The sequence below is a fragment of the Sulfurospirillum sp. SCADC genome (assembly GCF_000743525.1).
Lineage (GTDB): Bacteria > Campylobacterota > Campylobacteria > Campylobacterales > Sulfurospirillaceae > Sulfurospirillum.
Map to the genome: position 1 here is coordinate 68,499 of NZ_JQGK01000006.1, position 13,738 is coordinate 82,236.

18 protein-coding genes are annotated in these 13,738 nt (G+C 42.7%); 4 read left to right on the forward strand and 14 right to left on the reverse strand.

Annotated elements, in window-relative coordinates; translation table 11 throughout:
• Nucleotides 1–24: 24 nt before the first annotated feature.
• Together JU57_RS05265 and JU57_RS05270 are read right to left on the reverse strand one after the other, a co-directional pair.
• Nucleotides 25–699 carry an RloB family protein gene (locus JU57_RS05265; protein ID WP_037957887.1) on the reverse strand — a complete coding sequence of 225 codons (675 nt, stop codon included), beginning with the start codon at nucleotides 697–699 and terminating at the stop codon, nucleotides 25–27.
• A complete protein-coding gene (locus JU57_RS05270) occupies nucleotides 699–2,000 on the reverse strand; it encodes an ATP-binding protein (RefSeq protein ID WP_037957889.1) in 1,302 nt (433 codons plus the stop codon). The genes JU57_RS05265 and JU57_RS05270 overlap by 1 nt, the downstream gene beginning before the upstream one ends.
• Before the next feature lie 184 nt (nucleotides 2,001–2,184).
• Between JU57_RS05270 and htpX the strand changes: the two genes are divergently transcribed.
• Nucleotides 2,185–3,036: a zinc metalloprotease HtpX gene (gene htpX, locus JU57_RS05275; protein ID WP_037957892.1), complete on the forward strand. Its 852-nt coding sequence runs from the start codon at nucleotides 2,185–2,187 to the stop codon at nucleotides 3,034–3,036.
• Between the two features lie 30 nt (nucleotides 3,037–3,066).
• Complete coding sequence (locus JU57_RS05280; RefSeq protein ID WP_294876052.1) at nucleotides 3,067–3,444, forward strand: cupin domain-containing protein; 378 nt, start codon at nucleotides 3,067–3,069, stop codon at nucleotides 3,442–3,444.
• A 23-nt stretch (nucleotides 3,445–3,467) separates the two neighbouring features.
• Here the strand turns inward: JU57_RS05280 and JU57_RS05285 are convergent, their stop codons facing one another.
• Nucleotides 3,468–4,004 (reverse strand): alpha/beta hydrolase, encoded by a 537-nt coding sequence (locus tag JU57_RS05285; protein WP_037957897.1) that lies wholly within the window; start codon nucleotides 4,002–4,004, stop codon nucleotides 3,468–3,470.
• Nucleotides 4,005–4,102: 98 nt separating this feature from the next.
• Between JU57_RS05285 and JU57_RS05290 the strand changes: the two genes are divergently transcribed.
• Nucleotides 4,103–4,651, forward strand: coding sequence for an isochorismatase family protein (locus tag JU57_RS05290; protein ID WP_037957902.1), 549 nt, complete (start codon nucleotides 4,103–4,105; stop codon nucleotides 4,649–4,651).
• A 20-nt stretch (nucleotides 4,652–4,671) separates the two neighbouring features.
• Here the strand turns inward: JU57_RS05290 and JU57_RS05295 are convergent, their stop codons facing one another.
• The 11 genes from JU57_RS05295 to folD form a co-directional block, all read right to left on the reverse strand.
• Nucleotides 4,672–5,514: a protein-glutamate O-methyltransferase CheR gene (locus JU57_RS05295; RefSeq protein ID WP_037957905.1), complete on the reverse strand. Its 843-nt coding sequence runs from the start codon at nucleotides 5,512–5,514 to the stop codon at nucleotides 4,672–4,674.
• On the reverse strand, nucleotides 5,514–6,080 hold the full coding sequence (locus JU57_RS05300) for a CheB methylesterase domain-containing protein (protein ID WP_037957908.1): 567 nt from the start codon (nucleotides 6,078–6,080) through the stop codon (nucleotides 5,514–5,516). Before JU57_RS05300 ends, JU57_RS05295 begins: the two co-directional genes overlap by 1 nt.
• A complete protein-coding gene (locus JU57_RS05305; RefSeq protein WP_037957910.1) occupies nucleotides 6,077–7,537 on the reverse strand; it encodes a leucyl aminopeptidase in 1,461 nt (486 codons plus the stop codon). The genes JU57_RS05300 and JU57_RS05305 overlap by 4 nt, the downstream gene beginning before the upstream one ends.
• On the reverse strand, nucleotides 7,518–8,216 hold the full coding sequence (locus tag JU57_RS05310) for a DedA family protein (protein ID WP_037957913.1): 699 nt from the start codon (nucleotides 8,214–8,216) through the stop codon (nucleotides 7,518–7,520). The genes JU57_RS05305 and JU57_RS05310 overlap by 20 nt, the downstream gene beginning before the upstream one ends.
• Nucleotides 8,217–8,220: 4 nt before the next feature.
• Entirely contained in the window at nucleotides 8,221–9,426 is a 1,206-nt protein-coding gene (trpB, locus tag JU57_RS05315) for a tryptophan synthase subunit beta (protein WP_037957915.1), read from the reverse strand.
• Entirely contained in the window at nucleotides 9,426–9,983 is a 558-nt protein-coding gene (locus JU57_RS05320) for an adenine phosphoribosyltransferase (RefSeq protein ID WP_037957919.1), read from the reverse strand. The genes trpB and JU57_RS05320 overlap by 1 nt, the downstream gene beginning before the upstream one ends.
• 120 nt (nucleotides 9,984–10,103) lie before the next feature.
• The gene (locus JU57_RS05325; protein WP_037957922.1) at nucleotides 10,104–10,436 is read right to left on the reverse strand and encodes a membrane protein; all 333 of its coding nucleotides are present in this window, start codon (nucleotides 10,434–10,436) and stop codon (nucleotides 10,104–10,106) included.
• 2 nt (nucleotides 10,437–10,438) lie between these two features.
• Nucleotides 10,439–10,867 (reverse strand): ribose 5-phosphate isomerase B, encoded by a 429-nt coding sequence (gene rpiB / locus JU57_RS05330; RefSeq protein WP_037957923.1) that lies wholly within the window; start codon nucleotides 10,865–10,867, stop codon nucleotides 10,439–10,441.
• Nucleotides 10,868–10,954: 87 nt separating this feature from the next.
• On the reverse strand, nucleotides 10,955–11,608 hold the full coding sequence (locus JU57_RS05335; RefSeq protein WP_037957924.1) for a site-2 protease family protein: 654 nt from the start codon (nucleotides 11,606–11,608) through the stop codon (nucleotides 10,955–10,957).
• Entirely contained in the window at nucleotides 11,608–12,435 is an 828-nt protein-coding gene (lepB, locus tag JU57_RS05340; protein WP_037957925.1) for a signal peptidase I, read from the reverse strand. Before lepB ends, JU57_RS05335 begins: the two co-directional genes overlap by 1 nt.
• Before the next feature lie 13 nt (nucleotides 12,436–12,448).
• Complete coding sequence (folD, locus tag JU57_RS05345; RefSeq protein ID WP_037957929.1) at nucleotides 12,449–13,291, reverse strand: bifunctional methylenetetrahydrofolate dehydrogenase/methenyltetrahydrofolate cyclohydrolase FolD; 843 nt, start codon at nucleotides 13,289–13,291, stop codon at nucleotides 12,449–12,451.
• 148 nt (nucleotides 13,292–13,439) lie between these two features.
• Here folD and JU57_RS05350 point away from each other — a divergent pair, with 148 nt between their 5' ends.
• Nucleotides 13,440–13,706 (forward strand): cytochrome c, encoded by a 267-nt coding sequence (locus JU57_RS05350; protein ID WP_294876144.1) that lies wholly within the window; start codon nucleotides 13,440–13,442, stop codon nucleotides 13,704–13,706.
• Nucleotides 13,707–13,738 lie beyond the last annotated feature (32 nt).

Sequence of the window (13,738 nt, forward strand, 5' to 3'; positions counted from 1 at the left end):
TGGTTTACATGTAAGAATTTTTGATTATTTGTATGCTCTCAAAAATTCTATTAATTCGTGAAAATAAGTAATGGGGTTTTGATGTTCATCAGATTTGTTAGCTACAACTTCTTTTGCATGTTTAATAGCCGTATCTATTTTATCTTTAGTGAGTGCATAAATACTTTTACTCCCTTTCTCATAATGAGTCAGTTCCTTTTTAAGCTCACATAAGCATTCTTTGCATGGTGATATTTTTTGCCCATTGCCAGCAAATACTTTGGTTGTTTTTTTTAAGTGTAGCAAAAGCCAATACTCAAAGCATGGGATGCTAATAATGGCTTTTTTCGTTTTTGCTTTAAATGTTGATTTACCGTTTGTGTTTTTCCATTTGTATGCTTGTATTTTCTCTAGTGCAATGCCAAACGTTGGGTGCTTGTCTCTATCAATGATACAAAAAATATGGTCATAATTCTTTGCTTCAAAGCGTTCGATTGCTTTTTCAACAACGGATTGTGGAGCACTTCCACAGTCTCCAGTCATTTCTATAATAGCTCGGGTATTACTAATGTTTAAATCTTTTAAAAGCTCTTCAATGTAATGGGGTTCAGTTTTTTCACCTTCGCAAACAATTAAAATCAAGTCGCCACTTCGCTGTGCTTTTTTACGACCCAACTCTTTGGTTGATTTTGCTCTTTGGTGTAAATTATCTGTTCCCATTACAGACTCATAAGATTTTGAATTTTTTCTTTTGTCACTAATTCGATGGCGGGAATACCACCATAACGCCCACTCAAATAGCCTTTAGATAAATTTTCAACATTTTTCCTTGGTTGGTAATCCGTCAGTGGTACGAGTGCTGAACCAAATCTTCGATCTTTTTCGCAAAACCAAATTTGATCTCTTCTGAAAATTTCTTGATTAAGAATTTCTGTTTCATGCGTCGTAAAAACCAACTGAGCGTTGCTTTTATTAATTGCATTATTATGAAATAAGGAGACTAAGTAGCGTAATAGTAAAGGGTGCAAGCTATTGTGTAATTCATCAATGACAATAATATAACCTTTTTCAAGTGCCACTAAAAATGGACCTAAGAGAGAAAAAAGCTTTTGCGTTCCATCAGATTCTTCGTCTAAATCTAATGAGATAGTTTTATCTTGATCTACTTTTCTAACAAGTTGTGTTTTTGTTTTTAAATCACTAATGATTTTTTGTTTGAGCTCATTAGGCATTTCTTCTGGTAATTTTAACATTGAAAGGTCAATATCTTTTTCGCCAACATTAATATCATCAATTCCAATATCCATATTATGAAATAAGCGAATAATTAAATCCTTTTTATTGTGGTCTGAAATAAGCTTTAATGTGACTTTTTCACCATTGCTCCATCCCTCAATTCCTGCACATCGTAGTGTTTTATCAAACCAATCGAAAATTGGAGCTACTTCTTTATTATTAAGTTGAACAATTTTAGATAAAAATAGTTCATTATCACGCGTAGTTTCTTTATATAGTGTCATTTTATCTTTGTTGGCGTTTAAGTATTTCCCTTCATTATCAACCCAAATATATTGTTGTGATTTTTCATCCCATGAGCGAACAAACCATGTACGCTTAGGGGCTTTTGGAAATGAATAAAGCCATTCTTCTGTAATTTTAGTTTTTGTTGCACTAAAACCATATTGGTAGCGAATGTTATCGACAATAAAAATAACTTCAAAAAGTGTAGGATTATTTCGACTCTCTTCATCAAAAAGAAATGGCTCAATGAATTTAATTTGATCACCTCTTTGTTCTTTTGCAGAAGATAAAACAATTTCTTTCATTGCTTGAAAAGCTTTAATTAGATTGGATTTTCCAGCGCCATTGGCACCATAAATAGCAGCACTTTGTAAAAGCATGAGCTGACTTTGCTCTAAAATAATACTATTGTCAAGGTTTTTTTTATCTGACACTACCATACTGAGTTGTGTTTCATCTCGAAATGATCGAAAGTTTTTTACAGTAAATTCTACTAGCATAATATGCTCCAAAGTATATTTAGATTGCAAATTTTGCAATATTTTGTCAAAAAAATCATTTTGATTATGAAGTATAGCACATTTATATGTTAATTTTAGTATAAAATATTTTTAGGTTTACATGTAAAAACTATTTACCAAAGTGTGATAAAATAGAGCTAACAATTTTTGAAGGAGAAGATCCATGGAAGTGGTAAAAACCGTTGTATTATTGACCTTGATGACACTTTTGTTTGTCTGGGTTGGTGGCATGATGGGAGGAACGCAGGGGATGATGATGGCACTTGTCTTAGCAGGTGTGATGAACTTTGTGAGCTATTTTTACTCCGATACCTTGGTACTTCGTCATTACAATGCCGTTGAGGTTTCGCGTGCGCAGGCGAGCGGACTCTATGCTATTGTGGAGCGTTTATGTTCAAAAGCCGAACTTGCGATGCCAAAAGTTTACATCATTCCCGAATCGGTTCCCAACGCCTTTGCAACAGGACGCAATCCTTCTCATGCCGCAGTCGCCGTAACAGAGGGGCTTTTACAGCTTTTGGACGATGAAGAGGTGGAAGCCGTTTTGGCGCATGAGTTAAGTCACGTGAGACATTACGACATTTTGGTGGGAACGATTGCGGCAACCATTGCAGGAGCGATTGGCGTGATTGCCAATATGATGCAATTTGGTGCGATGTTTGGAGGAAGCAGGGAAAACAGACCCAATCCCATCGTGATGATTGCCCTTGCTATCATCTTACCGCTTGCCGCGGCGGTCATTCAGATGGCGATTAGCCGTAACCGCGAATACATGGCAGACGAAGGAGCGGCTCGTTTAACGCGTCATCCTGAGTGGTTACAAAGCGCATTGGCAAAGCTTTCAAGCTACAACGCGCAAGGTATGGTACACGCGGCGACTCCTGAGAGTGCGCATATGTTTATTATTAACCCATTTTCAGGCAAAGATATTTCGTTTGCCTCCCTTTTTTCGACACATCCTTCTACGGAAGATCGCATTGCAAGGTTAGAAGAGCTCAAATTTGAGCTAAAATAACGTTTATTATTTTACATGTAAAGGTTGAAAATGAAAAAATCACTGAGTGAAATTCCAAGTACACCGCTTCAAGCAGGCGAAGGTGCGAGTATGCAGATGCTTATCTCTTCTGAGGTTGCCCCTCATTTTGCGATGCGCAAATTTGTCATTAAAAAAGAGGGTTTTATGCCTTTTCACACCAATACGGTCGAGCATGAGCAGTATATTTTAAAAGGTAAAGCACGCGTTCAATTGGGTGAAGAGAGTTTTATCGCGGTGAAAGATGACATCATCTTTGTGCCGGCAGGCGTGCCACACTCGTACCATGTGATCGGTGATGAAGATTATGAATTTTTATGTTTGGTTCCCAACAGCACTGACACAATTGAGATGGTGAAAGCCACACCACGTTTAGAGTGTGGTTGTTAATGAAGAAGCCTTTTCAAGGCTTCTTAAGCGCGACGCAGTTGCCCTAAATACGCATACCCTTCTTCCCATGACCCAATGTCACTAAAGCTGTTGATATGCCCTTTATCGCCGACATTGACCAATGCGCTTCCCCACGCTTTGGCTAAGCCTTGCGCGTAACTAAGACTCGCGTAAGGATCGTTGGTGCTGGCAATGATGATGCTTGGAAAATCAAACAAGCCCATCGGTGTGGTTTCAAACCCTTCGACATTGCTTGGAAAAACGTCTGAGTTTGGATCGGGTGGGGCGACAAGAAGCGCTCCTTTGATGGACGAGTGCATTTTTTGCGCGTCCCAATGGGCGATCACTAAACATGCAAGGCTGTGCGCAACAAGGACAACCTCTTCACCTGCTTGGGCGACCTCTTCTTCAAGTTTTTCGATCCACTCCTTGCAAATGGGATGATCCCAATCCCTTTGAATCACACGTTTAAAATCAGGATTTTCTCTCTCCCAAAACGTTTGCCAATGCTCGTCTCCTGAGCCTTGATACCCTGGTAATATAAGCACAGATGTTGCCATAAATCCCTCATTTAATCAAATTAAAGAACTATTGTAGTCTAGCCTCACTTAATTAAGAGCGAGTAGGCTATGATAATGGCAAAAAATAAGGAGTTTTCATGCGCCTTTTTCAGCAACAAACGGCGATGCTACTCGTGGATGTTCAAGAGCGTCTTTTTGGGCATATTGAAGGACACGCTTCCATTGAAAAGCATCTTTTGGTACTGCTTCAAGGGCTTCAAAGCTTAGACATTCCCATTGTCTGCAATCAGCAATACACCAAAGGATTGGGTGAGACGATAGAGAGTATTCGCACCCTTTTGGGCGAAGTTGAGATTTATGAAAAACGCACCTTCAGCTGTTGCCAAAATCCAGATGTGATGGAAGCGCTCAAAGCTTTACATGTAAAGCGTGTCATCGTCGCTGGTGTGGAGAGTCATGTGTGTGTCTTACAAAGCGTGCTTGATCTTGTAGACGCAGGATTTGAAGTGATTGTCTGCGCCGATGCGATGGGTTCTCGCAAAGCCAAAGACCATGACCTTGCGCTCTTGCGTATGAGCCAAGAAGGAGCGCGTATGGGTTCGGTGGAATCCTTGTTGTTTGAGCTTTTGCGCAGTGCCGATCATGCGCAGTTTAAGACGATCAGTAACTTAGTTAAAGCGCTTTAGCCGTTTACATGTAAAGAAGTTTAGGATTTCTTTACATAGTATGAGAGGCGATGGTCAGTGTGTTTGGTAAAATGGTTATTCTCAGGAATGATGTCCGCATGCCCTAAAAAGAGTTTTCCCTCAGGTTTGAGAAGCGTGGCAAAACGCTCGATGGTTTTCAGGCGAAAATCGTCATCAAAATAGATCAGCATATTGCGCGAGAAGATGATGTCAAATTTGCCTAAAGAGAGAAATTCATGCTCAAAAATATTGACTTTGGTGAATGAAACAGAGCTGAAATACTCTTTTTTAACACGAAAATAGCGCTCTTCGTGTGTGAAAAATTTCTCTTTTAATCGCGCTTCTAATTTATGCAAAGAGCGCTCGGAGAAGAGCCCTTTTTGCGCTTTATCAATTGCTTCAGAGTTGATGTCAATGCCCGTGATGCTAAATTCCCTAGGTTCTCTCTTTCGTTCTTGCAGCATCATCGAGAGTGAGTAAACCTCTTCTCCCGAAGCGCAAGGAGCACAGAGAATCTTGACATTGGGAATGGCAAGGGCAAAATTAACTGCCATGTCGAGTTGTGCCTCTTCACGGTAGAAGTAGGTTTCATTGACCGTCACAAGATCAATCAGATCTTGCCTAAGGCCTTTATCGCTTTGCAACGCTTCAAAGAGTTTACGAAAACTGTAAATCTCTTTACGTTCGCAAAAGAGGCGCAGTTTCGTTTCGATGACGCTGTTTTTTGCAAACAGATCCACACCAATCTCACGTTTGATGTAATGCAGTAGATCGTGAAGTCCAAAGGTATTGAACTCTTTTGGGGCTGAAACTTCGTGTTGCAGTGCAATTTCAGGCTCTTTTTTCTTGTTAAAAAACCACATCAAGACGCTCCAAAGGTTTTAATAATGTGTACGATTTCATCCAAGGCAAACGAAGTGATATTGGGATTGATCTCCACCGCGCGCTTTGGCATGCCATAAACTATAGCACTTTTTTCACTCTCTGCGATACATTGTGCGCCATGTTTTTGCAATTCGCTAAGCCCATTGGCACCATCGTGCCCAATTCCTGTGAGCAGCACCGCTAAAATCTCAGCGTGCCCAATACACTCAACTGCCGAAGAGAAGAGCGAATCAATGCTTGGATTGTACGGGGTCTCACCCTCATCCATGGGCTCAATACGCGTGCAATCGGCTTGCTTTAGACGGCAATTTTGAGGACAGATATAGACATGCGACGCGTGCAAGTTCATTCGCGCATCCACAGCGTGGACTGGCAGGTGTAACTCATTTTGAAATTGACTGATGAAACTAGGAATAAACGTCGCATTCATGTGTTGCGCAATAATAATGGATCCATTGTACGTTGCAGGAATCACCGATAAAATCTTTTTTAAATGACCAGGGCCTCCAGTGGAGGCTCCGATCAACACAATTTTAGGTTTCATTGATCTCCACGTTTGGTGTCGTCAATCATCCAGTAAAGGTTCATACGAACCCCTGCGCCACTGGCACCAAACTGGTTGTATCCCCACGCTTTCTCGATGTAAGCAGGCCCTGCGATGTCAAGATGAAGCCATTTGTCTTTATGTGCTTCTTCGATGAAATTATCTAAAAACAGACCCGCGGTAATAGCGCCACCGTAACGACTGGTGCTGATATTGGACATATCAGCAACCGAGCTTTTGAGAAGCTTTTTAAGGTATTTGTTAAACGGAAGGGAACCACTGAGTTCACCACTGGCTGTGGATGCTTTAAGCATCGAGTGTTTGAGCTCACTGCTGTGTCCCATAATGCCTGTGGTAAACTCACCCAATGCTACCACGCACGCACCTGTGAGCGTTGCCATATCGACCAAAAGATCGGGGCCCAGCTCTTGGGCATAACATAAACAATCCGCGAGTACCAAACGTCCCTCAGCATCGGTGTTGCGCACTTCGATGGTTTTACCGTTTTTTGCAACCAAAACATCATCGGGCTTATACGCATCACCTCCGATCATATTTTCCGTTGCACCAATGATCGCATGAATTTCATACGGAAGCGCTAAGGTTGCAGCACCTTTTAAGATCGCCATAACCGCAGCCGCACCGCTTTTATCGGCTTTCATCGTGACCATATGCTCACTCGGCTTTAGGCTCAGTCCACCGCTATCGTATGTTAATCCTTTGCCAACATAGACCAGACGTTTTTTTGCATTTTCAGGTTTGTAGGTCAGATGAATTAAGCGAGGTGGATGTACGCTTGCACGGTTAACGGCAAGGAAAGCATTCATGCCTTGCTCTTTTAAAAAGGTCTCATCCATCACGTTACATGTAACGTTAGGAATCGAGGTTAATGTCTGGGCCACATCGGCAAGAGCGATGGGTGTCATGTCTTCAGGCGTTGCGTTGACGATGGCTTTGGCAAAGTTGGTCGCTTCTGCAATCGCTGTGCCGACACGAAGCGCCTCGGTTGCCGTTTGCATGGAAACATCCACACGACTGTAATCGTCCAAGCAGATCGTAATTTTCTCGATTGAAGAGGGCTCTTTTTTGCTTTTGTAGGTATCAAAGGTGTAGCTACCAAGGATAAACCCTTCCACCAACGCTTTGATATTTAAGCCTGGGCAATCGTTTGAATAGGTTCCAATGCAGAGGCTTTTCAGTTTCGTTTTTTTGAGCGCGTCCAACGCTTTCGCCGCGGCGAGACGAATTTCATCGGCATCGAGTGAGTCGCATCCGACGTAGAGTGTTTTACTCTCTGCCACAAAAAGGCTCTCTTCACTCTCCCCTTTAAATCCTAAAAGCGTTAAAGTCTCTTTATCGCTGATCGACGCGTGGTCTAAATTTTTATCGATAACAAGGACGATTTTGGCGTCGGCTTGTGTTTCATTGATTTTTTGGTTATTGAGGTGTATTTGCATGTTTTTCCTTAAATGTCTTGTCGGTAACTTTGTGAAAATAGTACGAGATTCCTCCACCAATAATAGCTGCTAGCGGAAGAGCAAAATACCAATGTTGTTTCGCCCAGTGAATGACGATGAGAATTTCCTGACCAAAATACCATGTCGGAACAATGGTGAGGGCTGCCCAAAACCACGCTGAGATGAGATTGATACAGGCGAACATCTTTCCGCTGTAGCGTGTAAGCCCTATGGAGATAGGAATAACGGTGCGAAGACCGTAAAGATAGCGTTGGATGAAGATAATCGGCCAGCCGTATCGTTTGAGCAAAAGATGCGCAAGTGCGAGTTTACGGCGTTGTCCTCGAAGCTTTTTATAGACAAATTTTTTATTGAAACGACCGATGTAAAAATAGACTTGATCGCCTGCAAAACCACCCAGTCCTGCGACGAAAATCGCAAGAAAAAGATTCATATCGCCTGTGTGGGTGAGAAGCCCTGCCATCACCAGACCCATTTCGCCTTCTAGCATCCCCCAAAAGAAGAGAATGATATAGCCGTACTCTTTCATCAAATAGAGAAATTTATTCTCCAACCCTTCCACGGGTGCCATGTACAAAACGTAGCCAAGAACAGAGAGAATAACGATCATAACAAGAGCGAAAAGTTTACCTGAGTGTTTGTTCATAAAGTCGCTCATGACCTTATCCTATGTTCAAAATAGATTTTGCTTGCACCATATCTTTATCCCCACGACCAGAGAGATTCACGATAATCACCTTGTTTTTAATCTCATCTTTAGGGATTTTTTTCAGATACGCAATCGCATGCGCACTCTCAAATGCAGGGATAATGCCTTCTTTGCGACTCAACCACACAAACGCATCCAAGGCTTCTTGATCGGTGATGTTATCGTAGTGTACAACACCTTGCTCTTTAAGATACGCGTGTTCGGGTCCAATGCCAGGGTAATCCAGACCTGCGGAGATGGAGTGCGCTTCGAGGATTTGCCCATCGTCATCTTGAAGCAGGTAACTCATCTGACCGTGAAGCACACCCGGACTTCCTTTAGCAAGCGAACAGCCGTGTTTGTCGGTATCGATACCATGACCTCCTGCTTCGATGCCCACGCACTGAACACCTTCATCGCCTAGGAAATGGCTAAAAATTCCCATCGCATTGCTACCGCCACCGATACACGCCACGACCATATCGGGAAGGCGTTTCTCTTTAACGAGAATTTGCGCTTTGGCTTCGTAGCCGATGATCGCTTGAAAATCACGCACCATCATAGGATAGGGATGTGGTCCTGCAACGGTTCCGATGATGTAAAAGGTATCGCGTGCATGCGTTACCCAGTAGCGAATCGCTTCATTCATCGCGTCTTTGAGGGTTTTACTACCGCTTTTAACGGCGTGCACTTTAGCCCCCAAAAGCTTCATACGAAAGACGTTCAACTCTTGTCTCTCCACATCTTTTTCACCCATAAAGACTTCGCATTCAAGACCTAAAAGTGCCGCCACGGTTGCCGTAGCAACACCGTGCTGTCCTGCTCCTGTTTCGGCGATGACGCGTTTTTTACCCATTTTTTTAGCGATTAAGCCTTGCACAATCGTGTTGTTGATCTTGTGTGCGCCCGTGTGGTTCAGGTCTTCACGCTTGAGGTAGACTTTGGCACCCAACTCTTGAGAGATGTTTTTAGCATAGTAAAGTGCTGAAGGACGTCCAACATAATCTTTGAGGTAGTGTTCGACTTCGCTCCAGAAATTTTCATTGAAACGAAGGGTTTGGTACTCTTTTTCAAGCTCTATCAGAATGGGCATCAAGGTTTCAGGAACAAAGCGTCCTCCAAAAATACCAAAGTGTCCGTTGTGGTCAGGGTCAAATTTAGAGGCTCTTGGAATGTACATTAGAACACCTCTAAAACAGAGTAAACAGAGGTTGTTTTTTTGATGTCAAGATCGCCTTGTAAAAACGTAAGATTGATCACAAAGCAGGCTTCAATGCACTCAGCTCCTGCTTTGTTGATCAGGTTGACCGCAGCCGTAGCTGTGCCACCCGTGGCGATGAGATCATCGATCAAAAGCACTTTGGGTTTTGGTTTTCCCGCTCCCGTAAACGCATCAATGTGGATGGAAACCGCATCGACGCCGTATTCGAGTGAGTATTTTTCGCTGATAGTGGTGTAGGGAAGTTTACCAGGTTTTCGAATCGGCACAAAACGGGTTCTAAGACGCGCGGCAAGCGCAGAGCCAAAGATAAATCCACGGCTTTCGATACCTGCAATGTAGTCAATTTCTCTGTTTTCATAACGCTCAACCAAATGATCCATCAAAAGATGAAATGCTTTTGCATCGCCTAAAAGTGTGGTAATGTCTTTAAACTTAATGCCAGGTTTTGGAAAATCTTCGATCTCACGAATGGAGTTTAAAAGATACGTTTTATCCGCTTCACTTAATTGACTCATAGAAACCCTTTTTTCATTTTGATTATATACGCTTTGTAGGCAAAGCCTAAAAAACTTGCCTTATTGAGGCAGAAATAATGTTTACATGTAAACGGAAAAAGCAACTCAATCCTACATTCATTATAAAAGTGCCTCGATCTTTCCTTCGAGCTCTTTAATGTGTTGACGGAGTTTATCGCCTTCCATTCGGTATTGGCTGTTACGGGTACGAAGGGATTTGAGGTCGTTTTTGACCTTTTTGAGCTCATCGCTTAAAATATCAATATTGCCCAAAGAGCGTTGCAGCTGGACTTGATATTTGCGGATGACCACTTCGGCATCGTTGAGGGTTTGTTTGACGACAACATTACTGCGCTTCTCTTTGCGAAGCAGCGTTTTGAAGTAAAACACCATAATCAACAAATAGACACACGCGGAAAACAGTACCGTTGCGATAACCCAATCGAGTGCCATGGCTACAGCTCTATTTTTTCAACACGCATCGCATGTCTTCCGCCCTCAAATGAGGTAGCACACCATGTATTGAGCATCGACTCAATCACACCGAGCCCCACAACACGCTGTCCAAAACAGAGCACGTTGGCATCGTTGTGCGCGCGTGCCATCTCCGCCGTGTACGCATCATGACACAAGGCGGCTCGAATACCCACATGTTTGTTAGCCGCTAAACTCATGCCAATGCCTGAACCACAGATCAAAATACCCTGTGTTCCACTATTTTTGAGCACTTCAAGGCTAAGGGCATGCGCGAAATCAGGGTAATCGACACGTTCTGTGTTAAAAGGTCCAAGATCAATGACTTCGTGCCCCATGCGTTGGAGCATCTCAATGACATCGGGTTTGATGGCAATGCCTGCATGATCGGTTGCAATAAAAAACTTCAAGAAAGTGTCCTTCTGTAAGGGAATAAGGACGATTATAGCACAAGCATTATTATAAATTCCAAAAACAGGTCTCTTAGAAAAGACCTGTTAATACAACCATCCAATAACGTAGCGAATAGGCAGAAAAAAGTAGTGAGAAAGCGGTGTGGCAATGAAGAGGATCAAGATCACCATACCATAGCGCTCCATGGATTCATACAAGCGAACCAATGCGCTCCATCCCATAATCAGACCCAAATAGGTAAGGGCATGAGAACCATCGAGAGGTGGAATCGGGTAGAGGTTGAAAATACCCAAAACGACATTGTACACAAGCGATTGAATCAGAAAAAAGATGAGAAAGACTTCGATGAAACTATTGGCTTCTCTAAGATCCGGTAAAAAGCTTAAAATGGCTGCGCACACAAGGGCAAGGGTGAAGTTGTAGGCAATGCCTGCGAGTGAGACATAAATCGCCGCTTTGTACCCACCATTGCGAACAACCGTAGGAATAAAAATCGGCACCGGCTTAGCCCAGCCAAACATAAACGGAGCGCCACTGAAAAAAAGTACCGCAGGCACGATGATGGTTCCCACAAGATCGACGTGGACGATGGGATTAATACTCAAACGTCCTTGGTATTTAGCGGTCGTATCACCATACCGATACGCCACATACCCGTGCATAATTTCATGCCCAATGATCGCGATCATCAGGGCGAGAATCGTTGCTGTAATCTCAATCAGTTTAAGTTCATCCATTAGAAAAAGCTCTCATCGTATTGCATCGTCTCAATAAAACGACCGATGCGGTTCCATCTTATTTTATACTCATCATCCCATGAAAAATAGATAAACCAAGGCTTCCCAACGATGAGTTTGTACGGCACACTGCCCCAAAAACGACTGTCATTGGAGTGGTCGCGATTGTCGCCCATCATAAAGTAGTTGTCTTTTTCCACTTTGGTGTAAAAAGCGTTAAAGCCATACCCTGAGATGCTTGGAAGTTCTTGAACTTGGGCAGGTTTCATCGCCAACTGATTGGCGCTTAAATGCAAGGTCATCTGTTGAAAAAGATTGATGGCATCATCATAGTGAATGCCATGAAATTTTTCACTGTAAGGATTGTTGACCCACAATTTGCCTGCAATCGTTTTGATCTTTTCAACAGGATAGTTGGCTTTGATGTACGCATCGCCTTCACTAAAATGGATGTAGAGATTTTTTTCTTGGAAAAGAATTTCATCGCCTTCTGTGGCAACACATCGCTTGACATAATGCACTTTTTCATCTTTGGGGTAGCGAAACACAACGATGTCACCACGCTGTGGTCGATCACCTTCGATGATGTGTCCATTGCCTTTGAGATCAGGGAAAACAGGGATTTCAAGCCACGGAAGATGTGGGGTTGCGACGCCATAGGAGAATTTTTTGACAAAAAGATGATCGCCTATGAGCAATGTTTTGATCATCGAACCACTGGGAATCACAAAGGCTTGTGCAACAAAAAAGATGACAAAAAGGACAATAACAATCGTACCCGTCCAGCTGTTGGAGAAGGTGTAAAAACGGTTGAGAAATTTTTTCATGAGTTTCCTAAAATTATAAACGCTGAGTAGCAGCTTTAATGGTATTTTCGAGTAGCATCGCAATGGTCATAGGTCCAACACCGCCTGGAACGGGCGTAATGTAAGAGCATTTTGGTGCGACATTTTTATAATCCACATCGCCAACAAGGCGCCCTTCTGCAGTTTTATTGATCCCGATGTCAATGACAATCGCACCCTCTTTGACCATATCTGCGGTAATGAGATTTTGCTTGCCCACACCCACGATCACAAGGTCTGCTTTTTGGGTGTGTGCTTTGAGATCTTTAGTGAAAATATGGCAGATGTCAACGGTAGCGCCTGCGTTTAACAAAAGGTTCATCATCGGTTTTCCGACGATGTTACTAGCACCAACGACACAGGCATCTAACCCTTTGGGATCGATGTTGTAGTGTGCCAAAAGACGCATAACACCCAGTGGCGTGCAAGGCACAAAACTATCCAGTCCTGCAACCAAACGACCGACATTGAAAGGGTGAAAGCCATCAACATCTTTTTGAGGGTCAATCGCCTCGATGATTTTGGTTGTATCCACATGTTTTGGAAGCGGAAGTTGCACCAAAACGCCATCGATGTTCGGATTGTTGTTAATCATTGTAATCGTCTCTAAAATCTTCTCTTGCGAAATGGTGGTTGGCATTTTGTGAATGATGGAGTAAATGCCTGCACTATCACACGCTTTTTCTTTCATCTTAACATAGGTTTGGCTCGCCGCATCATCGCCGACTAAAATAACGGCAAGTCCGGGCGTAATGCCTTTGAGATTTAGTTTATCGCTCTTTGTTTTGAGTTCAATTTTGATTTGATCTGACAGTGCTTTTCCATCGAGGATTTGCATCAAAACATCCTTTTAGTTCATTTTTGGTACTATACCCAATTACGAATAAAGAGAGGATAAAGCAGTTTTGACGCGATTTTGGCTTACATGTAACGTGGTACTACTCCTTGCAATCACACCACTGTTTAGCGAAGATTTTATCACCAAAATGGAGTATGCGAAGATGCTTTATTCCAACCCAAGAGGCATTGGCTGTAACAAGTGCCATGGCGAAAAAGGTGAGGGTTCTGTGATCGCGCAATACCAAAACAAAGGCAAAACCGTTGTCCTCGAAGCTCCCAATCTTATGAGCATTTCCAAAGAGCGTTTTTTCCAAGCGCTCACCAGTCAGCATAAAGTGATGCCAACCTACTTTTTAACATGGCAAGAGATCGACAGTTTGTACTACTACGTCTCAAGCGAAGTGAAAAAGTAGTTTGTTTAGAAACTTTGAGTAAAATAATCAAA

Bases quoted from the DNA above. Each gene is read 5' to 3' on its own strand.
- JU57_RS05265 (WP_037957887.1), bottom strand. From the start codon at position 699: ATGGGAACAGATAATTTACACCAAAGAGCAAAATCAACCAAAGAGTTG.
- JU57_RS05270 (WP_037957889.1), bottom strand. From the start codon at position 2,000: ATGCTAGTAGAATTTACTGTAAAAAACTTTCGATCATTTCGAGATGAA.
- htpX (WP_037957892.1), top strand. From the start codon at position 2,185: ATGGAAGTGGTAAAAACCGTTGTATTATTGACCTTGATGACACTTTTG.
- JU57_RS05280 (WP_294876052.1), top strand. From the start codon at position 3,067: ATGAAAAAATCACTGAGTGAAATTCCAAGTACACCGCTTCAAGCAGGC.
- JU57_RS05285 (WP_037957897.1), bottom strand. From the start codon at position 4,004: ATGGCAACATCTGTGCTTATATTACCAGGGTATCAAGGCTCAGGAGAC.
- JU57_RS05290 (WP_037957902.1), top strand. From the start codon at position 4,103: ATGCGCCTTTTTCAGCAACAAACGGCGATGCTACTCGTGGATGTTCAA.
- JU57_RS05295 (WP_037957905.1), bottom strand. From the start codon at position 5,514: ATGTGGTTTTTTAACAAGAAAAAAGAGCCTGAAATTGCACTGCAACAC.
- JU57_RS05300 (WP_037957908.1), bottom strand. From the start codon at position 6,080: ATGAAACCTAAAATTGTGTTGATCGGAGCCTCCACTGGAGGCCCTGGT.
- JU57_RS05305 (WP_037957910.1), bottom strand. From the start codon at position 7,537: ATGCAAATACACCTCAATAACCAAAAAATCAATGAAACACAAGCCGAC.
- JU57_RS05310 (WP_037957913.1), bottom strand. From the start codon at position 8,216: ATGAGCGACTTTATGAACAAACACTCAGGTAAACTTTTCGCTCTTGTT.
- trpB (WP_037957915.1), bottom strand. From the start codon at position 9,426: ATGTACATTCCAAGAGCCTCTAAATTTGACCCTGACCACAACGGACAC.
- JU57_RS05320 (WP_037957919.1), bottom strand. From the start codon at position 9,983: ATGAGTCAATTAAGTGAAGCGGATAAAACGTATCTTTTAAACTCCATT.
- JU57_RS05325 (WP_037957922.1), bottom strand. From the start codon at position 10,436: ATGGCACTCGATTGGGTTATCGCAACGGTACTGTTTTCCGCGTGTGTC.
- JU57_RS05335 (WP_037957924.1), bottom strand. From the start codon at position 11,608: ATGGATGAACTTAAACTGATTGAGATTACAGCAACGATTCTCGCCCTG.
- lepB (WP_037957925.1), bottom strand. From the start codon at position 12,435: ATGAAAAAATTTCTCAACCGTTTTTACACCTTCTCCAACAGCTGGACG.
- folD (WP_037957929.1), bottom strand. From the start codon at position 13,291: ATGCAAATCCTCGATGGAAAAGCACTGTCAGATCAAATCAAAATTGAA.
- JU57_RS05350 (WP_294876144.1), top strand. From the start codon at position 13,440: ATGGAGTATGCGAAGATGCTTTATTCCAACCCAAGAGGCATTGGCTGT.